Source organism: Paenibacillus sp. FSL R7-0128 (assembly GCF_038002245.1).
Taxonomy (GTDB): domain Bacteria; phylum Bacillota; class Bacilli; order Paenibacillales; family Paenibacillaceae; genus Paenibacillus_AQ; species Paenibacillus_AQ silagei.
This window is the reverse complement of the sequence record NZ_JBBOCD010000001.1, coordinates 3,525,969-3,546,902: the sequence shown is the minus strand read 5'-3', so window position 1 is coordinate 3,546,902 and position 20,934 is coordinate 3,525,969. Positions and strand designations below refer to the sequence as shown.

The 20,934-nt window shown below is 51.8% G+C and carries 21 protein-coding genes; 4 read left to right on the top strand and 17 right to left on the bottom strand.

Features of this window, described 5'->3' with window-relative positions:
* Positions 1–10: 10 nt before the first annotated feature.
* Positions 11–1,237, bottom strand: coding sequence for a M20 metallopeptidase family protein (locus tag NST26_RS14665; RefSeq protein WP_340953236.1), 1,227 nt, complete (start codon positions 1,235–1,237; stop codon positions 11–13).
* 224 nt (positions 1,238–1,461) lie between these two features.
* Between NST26_RS14665 and NST26_RS14660 the strand changes: the two genes are divergently transcribed.
* On the top strand, positions 1,462–2,775 hold the full coding sequence (locus tag NST26_RS14660; RefSeq protein WP_340953237.1) for a transcriptional regulator: 1,314 nt from the start codon (positions 1,462–1,464) through the stop codon (positions 2,773–2,775).
* A gap of 74 nt (positions 2,776–2,849) precedes the next feature.
* Here NST26_RS14660 and NST26_RS14655 read toward each other — a convergent pair whose 3' ends face one another.
* Positions 2,850–3,731 (bottom strand): LysR family transcriptional regulator, encoded by an 882-nt coding sequence (locus NST26_RS14655; RefSeq protein WP_340979311.1) that lies wholly within the window; start codon positions 3,729–3,731, stop codon positions 2,850–2,852.
* 120 nt (positions 3,732–3,851) lie between these two features.
* Between NST26_RS14655 and NST26_RS14650 the strand changes: the two genes are divergently transcribed.
* Positions 3,852–4,751, top strand: a complete 900-nt coding sequence (locus tag NST26_RS14650) for a DMT family transporter (protein WP_339256431.1) — start codon at positions 3,852–3,854, stop codon at positions 4,749–4,751.
* A gap of 129 nt (positions 4,752–4,880) precedes the next feature.
* Here NST26_RS14650 and NST26_RS14645 read toward each other — a convergent pair whose 3' ends face one another.
* The 8 genes from NST26_RS14645 to NST26_RS14610 form a co-directional block, all read right to left on the bottom strand.
* A complete protein-coding gene (locus tag NST26_RS14645) occupies positions 4,881–6,368 on the bottom strand; it encodes a DHA2 family efflux MFS transporter permease subunit (RefSeq protein ID WP_036728772.1) in 1,488 nt (495 codons plus the stop codon).
* A gap of 42 nt (positions 6,369–6,410) precedes the next feature.
* On the bottom strand, positions 6,411–7,034 hold the full coding sequence (locus NST26_RS14640) for a TetR/AcrR family transcriptional regulator (protein ID WP_036728776.1): 624 nt from the start codon (positions 7,032–7,034) through the stop codon (positions 6,411–6,413).
* A gap of 195 nt (positions 7,035–7,229) precedes the next feature.
* The gene (locus NST26_RS14635; protein ID WP_340979310.1) at positions 7,230–8,006 is read right to left on the bottom strand and encodes a stalk domain-containing protein; all 777 of its coding nucleotides are present in this window, start codon (positions 8,004–8,006) and stop codon (positions 7,230–7,232) included.
* A 99-nt stretch (positions 8,007–8,105) separates the two neighbouring features.
* A complete protein-coding gene (locus tag NST26_RS14630) occupies positions 8,106–8,873 on the bottom strand; it encodes a M15 family metallopeptidase (protein ID WP_340979309.1) in 768 nt (255 codons plus the stop codon).
* 69 nt (positions 8,874–8,942) lie between these two features.
* Positions 8,943–10,277, bottom strand: coding sequence for an FtsW/RodA/SpoVE family cell cycle protein (locus tag NST26_RS14625; RefSeq protein WP_340979307.1), 1,335 nt, complete (start codon positions 10,275–10,277; stop codon positions 8,943–8,945).
* A complete protein-coding gene (locus NST26_RS14620; RefSeq protein ID WP_340979306.1) occupies positions 10,277–10,609 on the bottom strand; it encodes a PadR family transcriptional regulator in 333 nt (110 codons plus the stop codon). The genes NST26_RS14625 and NST26_RS14620 overlap by 1 nt, the downstream gene beginning before the upstream one ends.
* A 183-nt stretch (positions 10,610–10,792) precedes the next feature.
* On the bottom strand, positions 10,793–12,247 hold the full coding sequence (locus NST26_RS14615; RefSeq protein WP_209871028.1) for a DHA2 family efflux MFS transporter permease subunit: 1,455 nt from the start codon (positions 12,245–12,247) through the stop codon (positions 10,793–10,795).
* Positions 12,248–12,313: 66 nt separating this feature from the next.
* A complete protein-coding gene (locus NST26_RS14610; protein ID WP_036728785.1) occupies positions 12,314–12,883 on the bottom strand; it encodes a TetR/AcrR family transcriptional regulator in 570 nt (189 codons plus the stop codon).
* A gap of 208 nt (positions 12,884–13,091) precedes the next feature.
* On the opposite strand from NST26_RS14610, the gene NST26_RS14605 reads away from it, so the two are divergent.
* Positions 13,092–13,535, top strand: a complete 444-nt coding sequence (locus tag NST26_RS14605) for a DUF4395 domain-containing protein (RefSeq protein WP_340979305.1) — start codon at positions 13,092–13,094, stop codon at positions 13,533–13,535.
* A gap of 175 nt (positions 13,536–13,710) precedes the next feature.
* Here NST26_RS14605 and NST26_RS14600 read toward each other — a convergent pair whose 3' ends face one another.
* From NST26_RS14600 to NST26_RS14570, 7 genes are all read right to left on the bottom strand, one after another.
* A complete protein-coding gene (locus NST26_RS14600; protein ID WP_209870284.1) occupies positions 13,711–14,241 on the bottom strand; it encodes a hypothetical protein in 531 nt (176 codons plus the stop codon).
* A gap of 115 nt (positions 14,242–14,356) precedes the next feature.
* Complete coding sequence (locus NST26_RS14595) at positions 14,357–15,289, bottom strand: NAD-dependent epimerase/dehydratase family protein (RefSeq protein WP_340979304.1); 933 nt, start codon at positions 15,287–15,289, stop codon at positions 14,357–14,359.
* A gap of 312 nt (positions 15,290–15,601) precedes the next feature.
* Entirely contained in the window at positions 15,602–16,591 is a 990-nt protein-coding gene (locus NST26_RS14590; protein ID WP_340979303.1) for an ROK family protein, read from the bottom strand.
* A gap of 233 nt (positions 16,592–16,824) precedes the next feature.
* Positions 16,825–17,610 carry an ABC transporter permease gene (locus NST26_RS14585; RefSeq protein WP_036728802.1) on the bottom strand — a complete coding sequence of 262 codons (786 nt, stop codon included), beginning with the start codon at positions 17,608–17,610 and terminating at the stop codon, positions 16,825–16,827.
* Between the two features lie 8 nt (positions 17,611–17,618).
* Entirely contained in the window at positions 17,619–18,413 is a 795-nt protein-coding gene (locus NST26_RS14580; protein ID WP_036730060.1) for an ABC transporter permease, read from the bottom strand.
* A 70-nt stretch (positions 18,414–18,483) separates the two neighbouring features.
* Positions 18,484–19,539, bottom strand: coding sequence for an ABC transporter ATP-binding protein (locus tag NST26_RS14575; protein WP_036728804.1), 1,056 nt, complete (start codon positions 19,537–19,539; stop codon positions 18,484–18,486).
* Positions 19,540–19,614: 75 nt separating this feature from the next.
* Entirely contained in the window at positions 19,615–20,397 is a 783-nt protein-coding gene (locus NST26_RS14570; protein WP_340979301.1) for a GTP cyclohydrolase II, read from the bottom strand.
* 160 nt (positions 20,398–20,557) lie between these two features.
* Between NST26_RS14570 and NST26_RS14565 the strand changes: the two genes are divergently transcribed.
* On the top strand, positions 20,558–20,884 hold the full coding sequence (locus NST26_RS14565; RefSeq protein WP_036728810.1) for a winged helix-turn-helix transcriptional regulator: 327 nt from the start codon (positions 20,558–20,560) through the stop codon (positions 20,882–20,884).
* Positions 20,885–20,934 lie beyond the last annotated feature (50 nt).

Here is a 20,934-nt window from a genome sequence, read left to right as displayed (position 1 = left end):
GGTTTAGAGCTTAACTGTTTCGTTCAAGCCAGTCTCTGGCAAAAGCTGCATAAGCCGCAGCCCCTCTATGAAGCACCTCATCCGAGAACATCGTCTTAGGATGGTGTACAGGGTAACTATAACCTTCTTCGGTATTGCCTGCGTTAAGAAACACCGTGGTACTTGGCACCGCCTGTGAGACAAAGGCGAAGTCTTCCGAGCCCATTAATTTCCCGCCGGGTACCAGCTCAGTGATACCGATATAGGAGCCGTCGCCAAAGGTATTTGCAATTGAAGCTTTCATTTGCCTATTAAGTCCGCCATCCGTCTTCACCTCAGGACAACCCCGCGTATAGATCACTTCCACCTTGGCCTGAAAAGTTTCTCCGATCCCTGCGGTAATTGCGCGGATACGGGCTTCCACTTTATCCCGCAATGCGGCGTTAAAGGTGCGTACACTGCCCTTCAATCTGGCCGTATCGGGAATCACGTTGTTCGTAGTTCCGCCTTCCATCACGCCAATGGTAAGGACTGCATTATCAATCGGCGAGATTTCCCGGCTAAGGATACCCTGCAGTGCCAGATGAAGATGAGCAGCCACATTCAAAGGGTCCACTGCGGCCTCGGGCATAGCGCCATGTGAGCCCCTCCCCCGGATGATGATTTCGAACCAATCCGACGAAGCTGAAATCGCTCCACCTTCCTCAGGTACTACAAATTGTCCCAGAGGCAGCGGCATTCCGGTCAACACGTGAAGCATCATGGCTGCATCCACCTTGGGATTGTCGAGAATCCCATTTTCCAGCATCATCTGTGCCCCGTGCAGCGTCTCTTCACCCGGCTGGAACATCAGCTTAACTGTCCCGCGAAGCTGCTGTTCGCTCGCCTTCAGAATCTCCGCCGCTCCCAGCAGCATGGAAGTGTGCATGTCATGACCGCAAGCATGCATGTTTCCGCTCAACGATGCGTAAGACAAATCCGTTTCTTCTTGAATCGGCAGCCCGTCCATATCCGCTCGGATCAGAACCACCTTCCCTTCATGCTGTCCGCCAATGGTAACTGTTAGCCCAGATTCCCCGACGAGAGTGGGCTTAAGCCCCATCGATTCCAGCGCCTCTTTCACGTAGGCCGTTGTCTTGGGCAAACTTAGATCAAGCTCAGGAACCGTATGAAGATGATGTCTGTACATGACCATTTTGTCCTGCAGCTGATGAGCCATACTCATTAAGTCTTCAGCTTCTTCACTCACAATGAACATCTCCCAAAGCATAAATTGAATGAACGTAAGAACAGTGCGGGCATTCCCTCCTTTTCATTTTAAGACTTTTTAAGAACACTTTTATCGTACTGGCATTTTTATACCCTGTCAAGAGATATTAAGACATTTTAAGAACATTATTTCAGAGGCTGCCGGAACATTGTAATATCACATTTATTGTGATATAACTCTTTTGATTGAACTGTTCATGAAAGGAATCTATTATGACAATCAAGCTGGGTATTATCACGCCAGAGTCCCATATGGATTATTTCCGCGCCATTGAAGAAGAAATGCGGCCCCTATGCCAGTTCCGCTTCCTTACCATCAGCAATTTCCGGGAAACAACGGACATCTATCTCAAAAACCTGGATTCGGTGGATGGATTTGTGATCAGCGGGAGGATGCTTTACGAGGCCATTGACAAGGAATACCTGGATGACAAGGTACCTGTTCACATTTTGCATGATGATGAGAACTTGCTGTACAGGGAGCTTTTCCGGTTGCTGGTTACAGAGCCTGGACTTGATATCTCCCGGATCTATGTGGATTATGCGTATATCATCGAGTCTTTCAGCGAATTCCAGCAATACCTGACTCATGAAGGAAAGCCCGTGAACAGCGGAAATCTGCTGGAGCGGGTGGAGACCATGCTGGAGAACCATATCACGCTATGGGAAGACAAGAAAATAGATCTGTCCATCACGGCCTTCGGCCACTTTGTTCCGGAACTCCAAAAGCACGGCGTCAAATATATCTTAATTCGGCCCACTTTGGAGAGCGTTAAAGAAACCATCAGCGAGATCATCAACGAGATTACCATTCTCAAGCTTAAGAACCAGAGGGCAGTGGTTGCGTGCTTATCGGTCCAAAATGAGCAGCACTTCTCCGAAGAGGAGCTTCATGAGCTGAAAGTCCTTGTCGGCCATTTTCTGCGTAGCGTGAATATGGCAGACACGGCCCAAATCTCAGAAGGCTATGTCAGACTGTACACCACCTTCGGCCATTTCATGAGGATCACCTCTAACGCTCATAACTGTTCCCTGCTGGAGTATCTGGAGGAGCGTATACAGGGCAAGGTAAAGATCGGCTGGGGCTCGGGGCATGAATATTTTCAAGCGAACGTCAACGCCACCAAGGCTCACAGACAGGCGGAAGCCTATACGGGCAGCAGCAGCTTTTTTATAGACGAGAATCAGAAGGTTGCCGGCCCCATGCGGAGCATGAATGTCATCCAGTTCTCCGAGCAGGGGGACCCGGAAATCCTTGCGTTAGCCAAAACCATCGGAATCAACAACATCAATTTGCAAAAAATCATATCTTATGCAGAAATCATGCGAACCAATAAGCTATCCTCTGAGGATGTTGCACAGTGCCTGTCCATGACCGTTAAAGGTGCAAACCGAATTCTTAACAAAATTGAGGAAAGTAAACAAGTACAAACGGTATTTGAAAAGAGGGACAACAGTAAGGGGCGTCCCAAAAAATACTACGAGCTGTTGTTTCTCGACCATGAAGGGCGCAAATTAAGCGAATGATACGCGGATACGTATTGGCAAAAAGGCATGTTTTCTATTTTGAAAACATGCCTTTTTTTCGCTTTTTCAGCAAGTTAAATGGCTCCTTGGCTGGAAGACCAGTGCTGCACATGCTGTAAGAATCGCCGCGTGGCAGGTGAAGCATATTTCATCGAGTTGACTGCGATGCCCAGGGAACGGAAGCTCCGCTCCTCCAGCTCAAGCATGGCTACACGCTCATACTGGAACCGGGTGACCAGCTCTGGAAGGATGCTGATGCCCAGGCCTTTTTCCACCATGGCAATAATGGCGTAATCGTCCCCGGCCGAGAACTTGATGTTCGGCTTAATCCCGGCCTTCTCCAGCACCCGCTGCACATCATAATCCGAGCCGGGCTTCGGAATGATGAAGTCCTCGTAGGCGATCTGGGCCAGCGGCATATAAGGGGCCTTACTCAGCGGATGGCCGAGCGGGAGGATCGCCAGCATCCGGTCCTGCTTCAGCGGAATGACCTCGAACCGCTCCCTTGTAGGCAATGAGAGGAAGCCGCAATCAACCACCCCAGCCTCGATCCACTGCTCAATCTCCAGATAACCGCCCTCCATCAGCTTGAACTCAATGTACGGATATTCCTCACGGAACTGCTTGATGATATCCGGCAGCCAATGGACAGAGACACTCGTGAAGGTTCCTATCGTAATCGTCCCCGTCTCCAGACCATGAATATCCGCTACCTGCTGCTTCAGCTGCTCATTCCAGTTCAGAATCTCCCGGATCGGCTGCATCACCTGCTCCCCGTTTACCGTCAGCTTCACCCCCGACCGGCTACGCACCAGCAGCGGGAAGCCGAACTCGTGCTCCAGGCTGCTCAGGGTATGGCTGATGCCGGATTGGGTGAAGCCCAGCACATCTGCGGCCCGTGTCAGACTGCCCAGCTCCACCACTTTTAGGAACACTTCGAACTTAATCAGACTCATGTCCAGTCTCCTCATTTAGCATGAAAATTACTCATGTATCTTATGATAAACATTCAGTTACCTTATGTATTCGAGCGTATTATACTATATTCACTTGAAATAAAGAAGGATGATGAAAGAATGAAGCCGCTAAAGGCCGAGCTGATGCTCATTGTAGTAACACTATTCTGGGGCTCCTCCTACCTGTTCATGAAGCTGGGGCTGGGTACACTGGGAGAATTCAATCTGATCGCACTGCGCTTCGGGCTGGCCTTCATCCTGGCGGGACTGCTGTTCCGCAAACGGCTGCGCAGTGTGGATGCCAGAACCTTGAAATACGGAGCCTTGCTCGGCTTCCTGCTGCTTGGCGTATTCACTTGCATCACCTTCGGGCTGAAGACGACCACGACCTCTAATGCCGGATTCCTGGTTGCGTTGACCGTTGTCTTTGTTCCTATGCTTGAGGTTCTGGTGTTTAGAAAAAAAGTCGCGCCCCCGCAAATCTTCGGCACTGTGCTCGCCATCAGCGGCATCGGGTTGCTTACGCTTAATGGCTCGCTGCAAATCCGGCCCGGTGATCTCCTCTGCATTCTGTCAGCAGTATTCTATGCGGTGCAGATTCTCGTGACGAGCCGGGCGGTTAAGACCTGCGACTCACTGAATATCGGCATTCTACAGCTCGGCTTCGCCGGGGGCTATGCCCTGATTCTATCTGCTATCTTCGAGACGCCTTCGCTACCGTCCACCCTCCCGGGCTGGATCGCGATTCTGGCTCTGGGGATCTTGTGCAGCGCTTGCGGGTTCATCCTGCAGCCGGTTGCCCAGAAGTATACTACACCGACCCGCACTGGTCTGATCTTCGCCCTTGAGCCGGTATTCGCTGCCTTCTTCGGCTACTTGTTCGTACACGAACAGCTTTCGCTCCAGGGCTACACCGGTGCCGCCCTTGTGCTGCTGGGCATTCTGGCCTCTGAGCTGCTGGGCAAGCTGCATATGGTTCCTCCGGCAAGGCTACTGAGGAAGCGGCGGGCGCACTTATAGCTTAGCAAATGTGTGCAGCCAGCCACCCGAGCGTTCAAAAAGCACAAAAAAACGTCCCCCTGCCAACCGGCAGTCAGGGACGTTCTTTGTTAGTCTATAACATGTGTCGCCTATAACAGCTGTGGCCGATTAATGCCCCATCATCATAGCGGCATCTGTCTGCTGTTCTTCAGGAGAAGGTGCAGCGCCTGCTGTCTTCGGACGGCGCAGAATCAGACTGAGGACCACTCCGGCCACGGCGATGCAGCCCGAGAGGAAGAAGACATCCCCGAAGCCCTGTACGGCAGCGGCAAGCGGATTGCTTCCGGCCGTCATTTTACCCATATGCACCGCAATCTGGCTGGTCAGGTATCCGGTCATGCCGGCAACAGCGAACGATACCACAACCTGCTGGGCAGCGGCGGTAAGCGGGGTAACCCGGTTCACCCATTCACGCGGCGCAGAGTTCAGAACATGGGTGTTGACCGGCATCATCGACAGACCCATTCCCAGGCCCATCATGACCAGAGACAGTATAATAACAGGAAGACTGGTGTCAACTGTAACTCCTGAGAGCAGGAACAGTGCCGTCGATATAATACTGAGACCTACGAACACTAGCGGACGCGCTCCGATCCGGTCGAACAACCGGCCGCCCAGCGGCATCCCTACTCCGGAAGCCAGCGCCTGTGGAAGCAGGATCAGCCCGGTCTCCAGCGGTGTATAATTGCGGATCTGCTGGAGGTACAGCGGAACGAACAGCATGGAGCCGAACAATGCCGCCTGTGTGACCCAGGACAGAATAATCCCGCGCGTAAAGTCCGAGGAACGGAAGACGCGCAGCTCCAGCAGCGGATGCTTTTGCAGCAGTTCAACAATGACAAAGACGATCAACGCGGCTCCCCCAACCGACAAGCCTAGGATAGCCCCGGTTGAGGTCCAGCTCTCTCCGCCGCCCTGATTGACGCCATAAGCCAGCATCGAGAACGCGAGCGGAGCCAGAATGATTCCGAGGATATCGAGGTGGGCTCTTCCCTTTTTCTCGGTCACCGGCAAATACTTAAGGCCAAGAATAATACCCACAATACCGATAGGCAGGTTAATCAGGAAAATCCAGTGCCAGCTCACATACTCCACCAGATAACCTGCGAGGATCGGGCCAAGGGCCGGAGCCAGCAGCATTGGAATACCGAGCATCCCCATGATCGAGCCTCTGCGTTCTGCCGGAGCGAGTCTGAAGACCATCGCCATCCCGATCGGAGCGACCATGCCGCCGCCAAGACCTTGAATGACGCGGAACAAGACAAGCTGCCCCGAAGTCTGAGCTACCGAGCATAACACAGAGCCAAGCACGAACATGGCAATGGTCGTTAGGAATACCTGCTTGGACCCGAACCGGTCGGTCATATAGCCTGCCAGCGGAATTACAGCAGCGAGCGCAAGCGTGTAGCCGGTAATCGCCCATTGAACAGTCTTCAGGTCCGTATCGAAATACTGCACCAGATTCGGAACGGCCACATTGACTGCGGTGCTGTCCAGAATAACCATGATCATGCCGACAATAATCGCCAGCAATGATGGAATTATAGCTCTCAACGAGAACGGCGCCTCTGCGGCGGCGGTGTTACTTGGATTCATAGGTTTTGACATTCTCTTGTCCACTCTTTTCTCTATTCATGATTAGTTATACTTGTGAAAATACAGCTCAAACAACCCATCAATCTGCTCCTCCAGCGGGGCCAGCTTGAAGATCTGCTGAAGATCCTCACGCTCCTTGGGGAGACTGCTCACCATAATCACCGGAAATACAATGGCCCCGTAGATCTGCATCGTCATCGTCATCAGCTTGTCACGGTCCTGCTCTCCGGTAATCTCGGCAAGTGCATCAAGAATCCGTTCAATTCTCATCAGCTTGGAATATTTCGCATATTCATCGTGGGAGCCCATAATATGGTGTCTCTGATCCAGCATCTGCCGGGCCATCCCGGGATAACGGCTAAGATTCATAATGTAACGGGTAAAAAACAGCTTCATGCGCTCCTTCGGCGGCAACGAAGTGTCCTCCAGTGCCTTAAAAGCATCGTCAAAGGTCGCCACGAGCTGCTTCACAGCATCGCCGAACAGCTTCTCCTTGGAGCCATAGTGGTAGTTCACCAGGGCCAGATTGGTCTCAGCTCTTGCCGCAATACTGCGCAGGGTAATGCATTGGAATCCGTCCTCACGGATCAGCGCAACCGTGGCATCGAGGATAAGTTGCTTCGTATCTTTATCTGAAGAATCAGCTTTGTTGCCCAATTTAACCATAATGCAGCTTGTCGCCCTCCTCTGTCACAGAATCTTAATCATTGATCTAATCAACGATTTAAACATTGTTTAATTCGAATTTAAAATTACTCTCTTTCCGGCGTTCTGTCAACAGAAAGTTAAAGGGAGAATTCCTGCAGCTATACTTAAGCCGTGGAATTCTCCCTTGGGAGCAGAGTTATGTCATATGCGAATCTAGGATGGGGCCGGGCCGGCCAATACTTCACTGGCTGCCTGGACCGGCGTTAGGGTTAGCTTGGTGAGCTTGCCTGAAGCGCCCAGTTCCAGAGTCAGTACAGCCTCCGCTTTGGTGAAGGACAATACGCTCACAATCGTGATTACTCCATCCTGCTGTGTGCTGGTGGTCGATTTCACTCCGCGGTAACTGCCCGCCAGCATGTTAATCCCTTCCCAGCTCTGCTGGAGAACCGGAAGAGCAGCAGGTTCTGCGTCCTTGGCGTAATACCGCTCCTTCAGTGCCGGATAGTTACCAGCTGCAAGCAGACCTGCTACGGCACTTGCCATTACCTCCCTTGTGTATACTTCAACCTGAGCGGTTTCCGGATTATAAGAAGTAACCAACCCGATCGCTGCAAAAAAAGACAGCGGCGCGAACGCTTTTTTTTGTTTTAACTCAAAGCCGCCTGTAAACGGTACTTTGTTCTTGCCGTCCAGCACAAGCTCCTTACCGGATAATCTGAACTGAACACTCTCCTGGAACCGTTCCAGCAGGAACGTCCCGGTAGCTCCACTGAAGGTGACCTTATATTTGAGGGCCTCTACCGTCTCCCGCAGCGGGAGCATGACGTCCGGTCCGTTGGTATAGGCCGATGTCTCACCCGTCTGCAATTCCTGACCGTTCACGATAATCCTCAAGCTTCCGGCGGCACTAACGTTATTACTGGTCAATACACCTGCTCCTGCTGCAAATAACATTACACTAAGGAATACGGCTACGATTCTTTTGAACAAATCGATCCCACCTTTCCTATATTCGAATATTATGCACGCATGCTTCAGAGATTAACCTTGCATAATCCATTAACCGTTCTATACTGCTTTGGAACAGCCCTACTCCACTTTGAAGTTGAAATATTGCTTCGGGTAAGGCTCCTTGATCAGTGTGAAATGCCACCATTCCTTGGCGTACGGCTTGAAGCCCTGCTTCACCATCGCATCCTTCAGCAGCTTCCGGTTCGCATGTTGGGTACTGCTGATGAGATTCGTATTATAGTAAGAGATTTCGCCGAAAAAATCATAAGAACTGCCCATATCCACCAGCTTGCCTGTACTCTTCTGAGCCAGCGTCAGGTCGATCGTGCTGCCCCGGGAATGCCCGGATTTCTTGGCGATGAAGCCCAGCTTGAACAGATTCCGCTTGTCCAGCTTCGGATAATACTGCGCCTTCATCTTCAGATCACCGGCGTCTTGTGACCAGCGCACGAAGTGATTAACGGCTTGCTGCGGACGGTAAGCGTCATAGACTCTCAGAATATAGCCTTTCTGTTCCAGATCTTCGCTAACCTTCTTCAGCGCAGCAGCGGCGGTCTTCGAGAAGATCGCGAGCGGGGCCTTATATCCGTCCACTCTGGTGCCGGTAAAATTATTCTCACTATAGTAACGGATCTCATATTGCGCCGAGGGAATAACCTCATCCAGATAGACAAAACCGCCGGGGAGATTGTTTTTCTTCACAACTGTGCTTGGTGTAAACGGTGTCTCAGGAGTCACGGGTGCTGCTGTTGCCGTTGTCATGGCGCCCAGAAACACAGCCCCGCTTACAATTATTGCGCCTAACAGTAATCCCAGTCTTGTGCCTCTATATCGCAGCTTATTCACAATGTTTACTCTTCACCTGCCTCATCCCATATTTACCCTTCCAGTATACGGTGCAGCCCCAGGGAGCGTCTATAGCGAAGATGGAGCTTGCCCCGCTGGGAGCATATCTTTGCGCCTGTAGACCCCCATCAGCAGCCCGAGAGCCGCGAATTCAATGAACACATGCTGTCCGTAGCTCAGAAACGGGAACGGTATGGAGATCAGCGGCATTCTGCCGGTGAGAATAGTCAGGCCATAGATTAGACGAATGGAGAGCATCAGAGCCAGTGCCAGAATCAGTGCCCGTCCATAGGTATCGCTTACGGTGCGTGCAGAGGATAACATTCTGAGCACAAACCAGCAGACCAGCACAAGCAGCAGCAGTCCGCCGGCCCAGCCGAAGCTCTGAACCAGGTACACAGGGAAAAAATCTGTATACGGATAGGGCAAACGCTTATCTTCTGTTAACTCGACAATACCTTGTCCTCCCCAGCCTGCGGAGGTCAGGGTGCTGTGAATCATCCGGTTTAGAAAACCTACGCCATTCTCCGCATCATTGATAAATAAATATCTGTTGAGCCGGTCGCGCAAATACGTTTCACTCCAAACATAGAGGGCAAGGCCAGATACACAGCTTGCGGAAACAACCACCGCTCTGCCCCATCTCCGGGTAATCCACACATATAATGGTAAAGCAACCGCCAGATATACAACCAGTTCGGCAAAAGAAGGTATGACAAGATAGATGGCCGCAGGCAGCAGCAGCAAGCCTACCTCCTTCCAGTTTCTAATCCGGCTGCCTGAAGTATTCTGCACCCCGGGTCTTTTCAAGAGCCCTGCCAGTCCGACTATAAAGAGATAAGGACTATATCCAATGAGATCGAACGGGAAGCCCAGAATGAAAGCATAACGCCTCGTGCCGTTTACCATATTCGGATTAAACCACATACCAACGGCAATCAACAGCAGCGCTCCGCCATAGATCCACCCCGAAGCCCGCTGCAATTGCTTGAAATTGATAAAATACATGATAGCCATTACCGCGATCCCAAGAACAATGAACATACCCTGCCGCAGCATAAGGGCATCAGGAAACTTGTAATAATCCCCAAACCCCGCTTCCACAGCCGCCATCCCCAGCAGACTTACCGCCGACAACAGAATAACACCCGCCAGCAGCGACCAAGGAATCCTGGGCTTGTGAATCTGGTGCAGATCCCGGCCGATGGCCTGCGGATCACCCAATTGTGCAATTGCATACTGCTGCGCCTCTTCTTCGGATGCCCCCTGCTGCTGCCTCTCCGTCATCAGGTCGGCGAAATGTCCGCTCAGCTCCTCCCGGATCTCATCGTGCATTCCTTTAGCCTTTACTTCGGCGCACACCTTATTCAAATAGCGGTTTAACACCTTCTGATTTGGTTCCATCAGCCGCTGCCCTCCCCCAGAACGGTATCCATGGCACCCTTGAACAGCGCCCATTCCGCCTTCTTCTCCTGCAGCTTGTGCTTGCCCTCATCCAGTAGCCGGTAATACTTGCGTTTGCGTCCGTCTACCTCCATCCAATACGCTTCCACCCAGCGTTCACTCTCCATCGCATGAAGAATCGGGTAGAGCGTACCCTCCTTCAAGGCAAAAACTCCCTGCGAGCGCTGCTCCAGCTCCTTAATCAGCTCATACCCATACAGCGGCCTGTCCAGCAGCAGAGTGAGGATCATCGTCCCCGTGCTCCCCTTCAGCATTTCTTTGCTGACCTTCATCGGCATTTCCTCCTGTTTGTTTTGCCTATACATCGTTAATCTATGCTTAATATACAGTATTAACCAAATGAAGTCCAGCCTTTCCGACATCCGCCTCCATACATTAACACGCACAAAAAAACCTCTCCCGCCAAATGGTTGCCCATTTTAGCAAGGAGAGGTTCTTATTCAATTCCATGATAATTAATGCATAGAAGCCTGAGTCTTGTGCGATACGATGACACGCTTAAGGAAGAACGCAATCACCAGACCTATAATAGCCATGACCATCCCGAAGATGAAGGCATTCTGCACTCCATGAGTGAAGGCAGCGCCGATGTTCAGCGGATCAGCCGGGTTAGTGACGGTCTGCATGTAGCTTTTGGAGCCGGAGGTCATGATGCTTACCGCCAGCGCTGTACCAATCGCACCCGCTACCTGCTGAAGTGTATTCATAATGGCTGTACCATGCGGATAGTATTCCAGCGGAAGCTGATTGATACCATTCGTCTGTGCAGGCATCATAATCATGGAGATTCCGATCATCAGCACACTGTGAAGCACGATCACGAAGACAACGGTCGAAGTAGCTGTAATTCCCGAGAAGAACCACAAGGAGACGGCGACGAGCGCCAGCCCTGGGATAACCAGCCATTTCGGACCGTATTTGTCGAACAGACGTCCCATGACCGGCGACATCAGCCCGTTGATGATTCCGCCCGGCAGCAGCAGCAATCCTGCCTTGAAGGCTGAATACCCTTGTCCCTGCTGCAGATACATAGGAAGAATCAGCATCGAGGAGAGAATAACCATCATACAGATGAAGACCATCAGTACCCCAACCACGAACATCGGGAACTTGAAGGCGCGCAGATCAATCATAGGCTGCTTCATCGTCAACTGGCGGATACAGAACAGAATAAGGGCAATCGCACCGATCACGATGGCGATAATAACCTTCGGACTTCCCCAGCCTTCCGCTTCACCGGCACTGCTGAAGCCGTAGACAATACCGCCGAAGCCGAAGGAGGACAGAATAATGGACAGGACATCAATCTTAGGCTTCGTCACTTCCGTGACGTTCTGCATGAAGAGAATTCCGCTAATTAGAGCCATTACCAGGAACGGCAGGGACAGCCAGAAGATCCAGTGCCAGCTCAGGCTCTCAATCAGCAGACCGGCAATCGTAGGTCCAATCGCCGGAGCTACCATGATTACCAAGCCGATAAGTCCCATCGCCGCCCCTCTTTTCTCAGCGGGAATGATGATTAGAATCGTATTGAACATCAGCGGCAGAAGCAGCGCGGTTCCCATCGCCTGCACCACTCTCGCAGTGAGCAGAAACTCGAAATTCGGCGAAATCGCCGCAAGGAACGTGCCCAGAATAGAGAAGCATAAGGCAGCGACGAACAACTGTCTTGTGGTGAACCACTGCAGCAGCATCCCTGAGATCGGAACCAGAATGCCTAGCGTCAGCAGATATGCGGTAGTCAGCCACTGCGCCGTCGATGGTGTAATTTGCAGGACATTCATAAGATCACTTAAAGCTACATTTAGGGCGGTCTCACTGAACATGCCGATGAAGCCGGCAATCAGCAGGGAGATCAGAATGGGTAAAGTCTTGAATTGCCGGGGCTTACTTGAACCCTTGTCAGTCATAGTTGCATTCACTCTCGTATCCTCCTGGTATCTGTGTATATCTCTCTATGGTCTTGCGTAATACGGTTAAGCCAGTATTGCCGGAATGCACTCTGCTGCTGCTTCCAGCGGTTGAATATTTCTGCAGGTCAACGCCTGCAGCAGCGCCCCCTCGAACAAGGAGACCACCACCGAAGCTTTGCACTCTGCCGTTTCCTCCTGTACCCCCTCCCGGATCAGACGCTTCGCAATAATATCCTGCCAATCCCTGAAGACACACTGGCAAGCAGTGCGCAGCTCATGGCTGACACAGGAGGTCTCCACGGCTACCCAGAAGCTGAACGGAACCAGTCCTTCAAAAGAGGATTTCTCCGCCTCATTTGCCATAGACATGATGAAATTCTGCACAGCCTGAGCCGGCACCGCTTCACTCTCCATATAATGGCGCAATAAACGGGCTACCTCTTCACTAGTCCGGTTAATGCAGGTCAGGGCCAGCTCCTCTTTGCCGTGGGGAAAATAATAATACAAGGAACCCTTGGGCGATTCGCTGTCTTTAATGATCTGATTCAGTCCGGTAGCATGGTACCCCTGTGTAAAAAACAACCTGGAAGCCGTATCCACAATGGCTTCGCGTGCATTAGGCTTGTTCGACAAGCTCTACACTTCCTTATCTTGACGATCCAACCATTATAACAATTGGTCTACATAATAAAACCACAAAAAAACTCCTCCTGTCAATGGATAATAATTTTAAATTTTAATTTTCACTGTTGGTTCATAAGACTTAAGGATTGCCACGCATCCGTTCTGCCACTATAATCGAATTAAATTAAATTATTCCAATGAGAAAGGTGTGATTACAATGAGTCAAAAGCCTGCTATGCAGGGAATTCCCCGGCCGTTAGTGAAGCTCAATCAGGCCTTTATTGTCATATCTGTATTACTGGCCTTGCTCACAGGTCTCCACTGGATTCTCGCTCTCCCGCTTGCCGCCGGATTATCAGGTCTGATCTTCGGATATCATCCCGTCATCAGGCTATGCAGCCCGCTGCTGACGAAGCCGCGCTCCGCCTATGTGCTTGAAGACCCGGAGCAGCAGCAATTCAACCAGAAGATTGCCGTCTTCTGTCTGGCAGGCGGACTGGTCAGCTTTCTGGCCGGATGGACGATCACAGGATATATCTTCACCATGATGGTCGGAATCGCAGCAACGGTTGCCATTCTCGGCTTCTGCATCGGCTGCTTCATTCATTATCAGTGGAGAATGTACACTTACAGACGCAAACAGGCCGGGCTTCACAAATAATCCGGGATTTCCTTCCTGCTGCATACCTCTACCCCTTGTTACAGAACAGGCCAGCCAGTCCCTGCAGCAGTAGAACACTACTGTCAAGGCTTGGCTGGCCTGCGCCCCCATCCATATTAAGAATCAGGCCCTGGGAAGCGCCTGCCGGAATGAGACGGACTAAGGTGTAGCCCGTTCAGCGTTCCCTGCCTGCCACATCCCAGCGGTGACGGAACTTCTCGAGGCGCGGATGGACCTCAGCCGGCGCTTCGGAGAGCAGCAGACGCAGCTTGACGATCCACTCCTCGAAGGAGGAGAAGGAGGCGAACAGATTCGCCATATCTGGAGTCAGATAGAGAAAATACGGCGCGGGGTAAATGTCGCTGATATGACGCAGTGCCGAATCCAGCGGGGTATACTTCTTACGCTTACCTTCGAGGCTCTCTACAGTGATGAAGGACTGTCCCTGCTCTTTTTTCCACGCATGTAGCCGGTCATCCCGCTTATACCAGGCCTTCACCGGCTCCTTCGTCATCCGCCGGACGGTTTCTTCATGCAGCGGGTAGAGCACCAGCTTCGTGAACTTGCGTTCCACTGCCGTCTCCGCCGCCTTAAGCAGCTCCATATCCGATATATGCTCGAACGAATCATAGAAGATCAGCGTTCCCTTGCGCTCACTGGCTGGCGGTTCATAGCCATAAGGCATATGTTGTATGTCACGTGTCATCATATTACCTCCCGTGTATTACTGCCTATAGCATATCATGCTACCCTGGACGGCGTACAATTCTGCAAGCTTGTCATGAAAAAGCACTGCTGCTCATTTCCCTTGGCTTCATCCGCTAACCCAGCTCTTCACGGAACCATTCTATGGTTTCCCTAATGGCCCTCTTATACGATGTCGGATTGTATTCGGGGAACCGCATCATGAATTTATTATCATTCAGCAGAAGCGGATACTCGAATTCGTATAGAAGCTCATGGAATTCGCTTATTTCCTTATTGAACACACCGGCTAATCCGACTGCCCAGCTCGGCACCGCACAGCACTTTCCCGGACTGCCAGCCGCATGGTGGATATTCATCAGAAATTGCCGCCCCTCAATAGCTCCGGAGCCGGACACATGCCACTCCCCCTGCTCACCGCTCTCCGCCAGCAATACAGCTGCTCTGGCCGCATCCCGGATATAGACCAGATCATGCGGAACGTCCAGCTTCACCGGCCACTTAATCGTCTTCGCCTGGAGGGCCCCGCTGAAGATCGGTCCGAATAAGCGGTTCGTGACATTGGGACCGTAGTAATTCGGATATCGCGGAATCACGTAACGGAATCCCCGTCGTTCAGCCTCCGTCTTCAGCAGCTCCTCCAGTTGATTCCGCAGCTTCCCCTTGCGGGTTCTTGCCTCCTTCGGATGGCGTTCATCCGCCGGAAGATATTGGAGCTTGCCGTAACCGTAGATATTGCCCGGAAATACCAGCGTCTGGCCGGACTTAAGCTGGCGGGTTACCCGCTCCAGCGCCTCTGGCATGACAGAGTACCAATCCTGATACGGCACATTAAGACAGAAATAGACGGTTGTCACCCCATTCAGCGCTTCAGCAAGCACCTTCTCATTCCTTACATCTACTGCCGCCAGGGTCAACAGCGGGCCCTTCAGCCTGCGTAAAGCCTGACTGGAACGGTGGTAGGTAGCCTTCACCAGTCTGCCCCGTGACAGTAATTCTTGTGTGATGGAATGGCCCAGACCGCCATTGCCTCCAATTACGAGATTCATAACATTAACGGCTCCTTAACGAACGCATGAATACCTTCAGCAAGCTGCATGACGGTCCATTCAATCTGCCCGTGAGTATGGTTCGCAGTCATGATGAACCGGAATATCCATGTTGCTTCCTCAAGAGATGCAGGATATATATACCAGTAAATATGCCACTGTACCCAGTATACCGCCTTCAAGTTCCTGTATTCATTGGGTTAATTTGACGATTAATGTCGATTTCAAGCTTTTATATGGACATATGGTGAATTATTGAAAATCAATAGTTTTGCATCAGGCAGGTGCGGCCAGTAGCACGCGAATTTCCGCTCAATTAGAATGGTCTAGTTGTACATGCTTCTGTTTCTGATAAGCATATACAGCCGCACCCAGCGTACCTGCACGGCTGCCCAGTTCAGCCTGAACAATCCGGCACCGGCTTGCGGACAGCTTCAGCGCATGGGCATTTACAGTATCGCGGACACTGTTCAGGAGACGGTCTCCTGCTGCGGCCATGCCGCCCCCGATAATAATCAGCTCCGGGTTCAGCAGATTAATCACATTCGCCAGCCCGTATCCCAGCAGCTCCCCCGTCTCATGCATAACCTCAATGGCCAAGGGGTCTCCAAGATCATAAGCCTCTGAGATCATCTGCGCCGTAATCTGCTTCTGGGTCTGCTTGGTCCAGGTCTGAATCAGGCTGACCCTACCTGCCTCCAGCTTCTCCTTGAAGGTATTCACCATCCCCACCGCAGATACATACCTCCCCAGGCATCCAGAGCTTCCGCAGCGGCAGGGACGTCCCTGCCGGTACATATTCATATGCCCGATTTCGCCAGCGCTAAAGGTTGTCCCATACAGCACCTTGCCGTCATGAACCATACCGGAGCCGAGACCGGTCCCGAGTGTGAGCAGTATCAGATGCTTATGCCCTTGTCCGGCACCATGGTGCCATTCTCCGTAGAGATTAACCCGCACATCGTTATCTATGTAGACCTCGAAGTCGTAGTAAGGCTTCATTTCGTTGACCACATGGACCTGCTCCCAGCCGGGAAAATTCGGTGAGAAGACCGACAGGCCCTCCTCCGGGTCGAGCAGACCAGGGATTCCCATTCCCATACAGGCAATCTGCGACTCGTAAATTCCGCTTCCTGCACACAGCCGCGTAACAGCAAGCCTGATCCGCTCCAGCACATGTGCCGGACCCTTCTGCGCTTCTGTGGGTATCGACAACTCCTCCAGGGCTGTGAAATGCTTATCAAAAAGGCCTGCCTTGATATTGGTTCCGCCCAGGTCAATGCCGACTATGTATTTATCCATTCTGTCCCATCCTTCTTTCCCTATTAGAATGCTGTACCTCTCTTCTCTTATTATGCGCTTTCAGCATTTAGATAAGTAGCATTTTCCGAGCATCTGGATAGTACGTTTCACTTGAAAGCGAACATCCTGCGGATAGCGATTGCTGTTATTTTATTGACAAAGAGGGCTGCCCCGGCAGCCAATTCAGAAGCTGCGGGACAACCCTCACTGTATATCTATTTCATTCCATTCTCTTAAGAACCGGCACCCTTGTACCGCTTGACACCGAAGCTCCAGGCCATCAGGCCGATGCTGAGGAAGACCACGCCGACCAGCGGGGTCAGCAGCGCCATCGTCCGCATCTCATCGCGGTGCAGGAACAAGGCTGCCGGATATATCCCGACAAAAGCAAACGGGATGATCCAGGTAAGCAGCACCTGAATCGCCCGGTTGTAGATCGTTACCGGATAACGTCCGTACGTCTGGATGTTATACATCAGCGGCAGAATGCCTGTAGGCGCATCCGAATAGAACGACAACGAGGTCAGTGTCGTATAGATCCCTGTATAAATGGCTACAGCGCTGAGCGTCAGAAGAATCAGCATCGGCAGGGTCCACCATTCAAACGGCAGGCCCAGATTGCTGCCGCTGATCGCCATCACAATCAGCCCGATGAAGGAGCCGAACAGGGATGGCGGGTCCACATTCTCCAGGAAGATCTGGAACAGGTTATGCGCCGGACGGGTCAGGATGCGGTCCATTTCGCCTTTGACAATATACCGCTCACTGAAGCCCCACATATTGACGAAGCAGCTGAACACGCCGAATGGAACCATGAAGAAGCCGTAGACGAACACCACTTCGTTCTGATTCCAGCCGCCCAGGCTGTCAGTATGCATGAAGATGACCAGGATGAAGATAAAGTTTGTCGCCTGGAACAGCAGGTCGGAAATGACCTCCACCCAGAAATCCGCGCGGTAGGTTAACCGTGTTTTCATATAATTCTTCAGGTATTCAATCAATAAGTCCAGGTAGTACATAGCTCAGCTTAACCCCCCTGCACGAACAGCCGCTGACGCGCTGCGTGATTTAGCCAGACAATCGGAATGAGCAGAATCAGGAACCAGATGACCTGGATACCCAGCACATTCCAGATGCCCACCCCCTGCACACGGCCTGTAAATACAGAACCCGGCAGATAGGTAATCGCTTGGAAGGGAAGTACCTTAAGCACGGAGGACAACCAGTCCGGGAATAAGGTAATCGGCACAATCAGCCCCGAGAACAGATCCACGACCACACGCTTCATGCGCATCATCCCCTCATTGTTCTCCACGAAGAAGGCAGACAGGCCTGTGATAATATTAATCTGCGAGCTGATCAGGAAGCTGAAGAACAGCATGACCAGGAACCCGGCCCAAGCCGAAGGCTCCGTAGGAAGCTGTACCGGAAACAGCAGAATGGCAATCACCATGCCCGGGATCATCAGCATCATGAAGCGGAACAGGCCTTCGCCGAGGCCCTGCATCATTTTGACCAGAACATAATTATAAGGCCGGATGAACTGGATCGCGATGCTTCCGTCACGGATATCCGTAGAGATCTCCCGGTCCAGATTGTTGAAGTAGAAGGCCCGCGCCATCCAGGACACCGCCACATACGTGGTCATCTGCGCCCCGGTAAAGCCGCCGAGCGATTCACCATCGCCATAGATCGCTCTCCAGGTGAAATAGTTCACCCCGATATTGAGCGTGTAGATCAGAATCCCCGAATAGTAATTCACCCGGTAAGCAAGCATCGTCAGGAACCGGATACGGATAAAATCAAAATAAGCGCCAAGCAGCAGCCTCCGCCCATTCTCCCGGGAGCCGCCCGGAGAACCGCCGGAGGAGGGAACTGCCGTTGCCAGCTTCTCAGACATGGATAACCTCTTTCTCATCGCTGAGAGCGGCGATCCGCTCCTCCGGCTTCTCTGCCGAGCCTGACTGATAAATACTGCGGACGATGTCATCCGTGTTTGTTTCGATGATTTTGATGTCTGTAATATCGGCCTGTCCGACGACCCGGCCAAGCACATCCGATACATTCAGCTCCAGCGGAATCCAGACCTTCGCCGCCAGCTCATTCTCTGCGGTCCAGGTCACCGGCATGCCTTCCGTCCAGCCGATCAGCTGCTGCAGCTTCGTGGCTGTTCCGAACTGGAATTGCACCTCACGCCCGGTTCCCCAGCGCTGCTTCAGATCATCCAGACCTCCGTCATAGATAATCCTCCCGTCATCCAGCATGATGACCCGCGAACAGAGCGCTTCGATATCCTGCAGATCATGAGTCGTCAGCAGGATGGTTGTGCCATGCTCCCGGTTCATATCCTTCAGGAATTCGCGGATCTCCGACTTCACGACAATATCCAGTCCAATCGTGGGTTCATCCAGGAACAAAATGGACGGATTGTGCAGCAGTGCCGCTACAAGCTCGCAGCGCATACGCTGGCCCAGGCTTAATTTGCGGACCGGACGGTTCAGCAGATCCTGAAGCTCCAGGCGTTCCACCAGCTCATCCAGACGTTTTTTGAAGTCCTGCTCGGACACGCGGTATACCTTGCGCAGTAGCTGGAACGACTCAATCACGCCGATATCCCACCAGAGCTGGCTGCGCTGGCCGAAGACAACGCCGATGTTCTGCACGAACTTCTCGCGTTCCTCGTACGGCACGAAGCCGCCGACAGTCAGACTGCCGGCGGTAGGGACAAGAATTCCGGTAAGCATTTTGATCGTAGTAGACTTCCCTGCCCCGTTCTCCCCAATATATCCGCAGATTTCACCTTCGGGAATGCTGAACGAGATGTCCTTCACTGCTGTTACTTCGGAATATTGCCGCTTAAACAAATCAGCGAAGGCCCCTTTGAGGCCCTCGCGGTTTTTTTGGACTTTGAAGGTCTTGCGCAAGTCCTGCACTTGTATAGCATTCATAGGTTACCTCACTAAGCTAAGTATTGGGTTCAGTACCCCATTATAATGGAACGGATGCATATCCGTCCAGCCTGCTTATTTAGCCACTCTTCCCTCAAAAAACTCTGCACCCGGCACAGCCTCCAGATGTCCGGAACGGGCCACCTTGGTCCGCAGGTACTTCTCATTGAAGGCCGATACGTCGCCCCATAGCGGCACCCGCTTCACTGTATTCATTCCGGCAGCCCGTAGTGCTTCCAGCTTCTTCGGATTGTTGGTGATCAGAGTCACAGGATGGCTGCGCAAATGCTGAAGCACGCTGATCGCATCTGTGTAATCTCTGGAATCATCGGCGAACCCCAGCTCCAGATTGGCCTCTACTGTATCATACCCTTCTTCCTGAAGAAGATATGCCATTGCTTTGCTGAACAAGCCAATGCCTCTTCCTTCATGATTCGCCAGATAAAAGAGGGCCCCGGCACCATGCTGGGCAATCATCTTCATCGACTGGTGCAGCTGGAAGCCGCAATCGCAGCGCTTGCTGCCGAAGATATCCCCGGTATGACAAATGCTGTGCATCCGGATCAGCGCTTCCTCCGAATGCTCGAAATCTCCGTAGACCAGGACACTGGACTGCTGACCATCCGCAAGCTTCATTGAGGATAAACGGCTAATGAGCAGCTCGGTAGCCTCCTTGCCTTCAGCGCGCTGAAGCTCTTCGTCCGTCACATTCAGCCAGCTGTACCATTTGAAGGTGATCGTCTCCCCGTCCAGATTGACAGGCAGGGTAATAGGTCCGACCAATATATTCGTGGAGTTTTCCATAGGAATCCGGTTGATTTTGTTCTGTAGTATAGATAGGATATCTGGGTTGATCATAAGAGCACCGTCCTAAAAGTTTGATAGCGTACGCTTCTTAGTAACTATTTGTAAGTTAGTTTATCATTGTAATATAACTTCGTCAAGTTATAATATATATTTAAATATTTATAATTACTTATTGTAAGTTTATGATATAATGAATGCTGAGGTGATCCTTATGAATGATTTTGAGATGTGCCCCCGGTTTGAGAAAGCTGTGGATGTGCTGAGTAAGCGGTGGGTCGCCCTGATCGTATTTGTCCTGATGGATGGTCCGCGGCGGTTCGGAGAAATTGAGCATTGCTTGTCCAACCTTAGCGGCAAGGTCTTGTCAGACCGGTTGAAGGAGATGGAGACGGAAGGGATCATACAGCGCACTGTATATCCTGAGATGCCCGTACGAATTGAATATTCGTTAACCGATAAAGGTACGGCCCTGGCTCCCATTCTTGGAGAGATCGGTAACTGGTCTACGGATTGGATCGAGATCGGCGTGACCAAATGATTCCCGCACGGCACGCGAAGCAGCGCCCTTGAAGCTCCTGAACAGGAACC

Bases quoted from the DNA above. Each gene is read 5' to 3' on its own strand.
- NST26_RS14665 (WP_340953236.1), bottom strand. From the start codon at position 1,237: ATGTTCATTGTGAGTGAAGAAGCTGAAGACTTAATGAGTATGGCTCAT.
- NST26_RS14650 (WP_339256431.1), top strand. From the start codon at position 3,852: ATGAAGCCGCTAAAGGCCGAGCTGATGCTCATTGTAGTAACACTATTC.
- NST26_RS14590 (WP_340979303.1), bottom strand. From the start codon at position 16,591: ATGGATAAATACATAGTCGGCATTGACCTGGGCGGAACCAATATCAAG.
- NST26_RS14600 (WP_209870284.1), bottom strand. From the start codon at position 14,241: ATGACACGTGACATACAACATATGCCTTATGGCTATGAACCGCCAGCC.
- NST26_RS14565 (WP_036728810.1), top strand. From the start codon at position 20,558: ATGAATGATTTTGAGATGTGCCCCCGGTTTGAGAAAGCTGTGGATGTG.
- NST26_RS14620 (WP_340979306.1), bottom strand. From the start codon at position 10,609: ATGAAGGTCAGCAAAGAAATGCTGAAGGGGAGCACGGGGACGATGATC.
- NST26_RS14595 (WP_340979304.1), bottom strand. From the start codon at position 15,289: ATGAATCTCGTAATTGGAGGCAATGGCGGTCTGGGCCATTCCATCACA.
- NST26_RS14640 (WP_036728776.1), bottom strand. From the start codon at position 7,034: ATGGTTAAATTGGGCAACAAAGCTGATTCTTCAGATAAAGATACGAAG.
- NST26_RS14605 (WP_340979305.1), top strand. From the start codon at position 13,092: ATGAGTCAAAAGCCTGCTATGCAGGGAATTCCCCGGCCGTTAGTGAAG.
- NST26_RS14615 (WP_209871028.1), bottom strand. From the start codon at position 12,247: ATGACTGACAAGGGTTCAAGTAAGCCCCGGCAATTCAAGACTTTACCC.
- NST26_RS14585 (WP_036728802.1), bottom strand. From the start codon at position 17,610: ATGTACTACCTGGACTTATTGATTGAATACCTGAAGAATTATATGAAA.
- NST26_RS14570 (WP_340979301.1), bottom strand. From the start codon at position 20,397: ATGATCAACCCAGATATCCTATCTATACTACAGAACAAAATCAACCGG.
- NST26_RS14655 (WP_340979311.1), bottom strand. From the start codon at position 3,731: ATGAGTCTGATTAAGTTCGAAGTGTTCCTAAAAGTGGTGGAGCTGGGC.
- NST26_RS14625 (WP_340979307.1), bottom strand. From the start codon at position 10,277: ATGGAACCAAATCAGAAGGTGTTAAACCGCTATTTGAATAAGGTGTGC.
- NST26_RS14660 (WP_340953237.1), top strand. From the start codon at position 1,462: ATGACAATCAAGCTGGGTATTATCACGCCAGAGTCCCATATGGATTAT.
- NST26_RS14645 (WP_036728772.1), bottom strand. From the start codon at position 6,368: ATGAATCCAAGTAACACCGCCGCCGCAGAGGCGCCGTTCTCGTTGAGA.
- NST26_RS14575 (WP_036728804.1), bottom strand. From the start codon at position 19,539: ATGAATGCTATACAAGTGCAGGACTTGCGCAAGACCTTCAAAGTCCAA.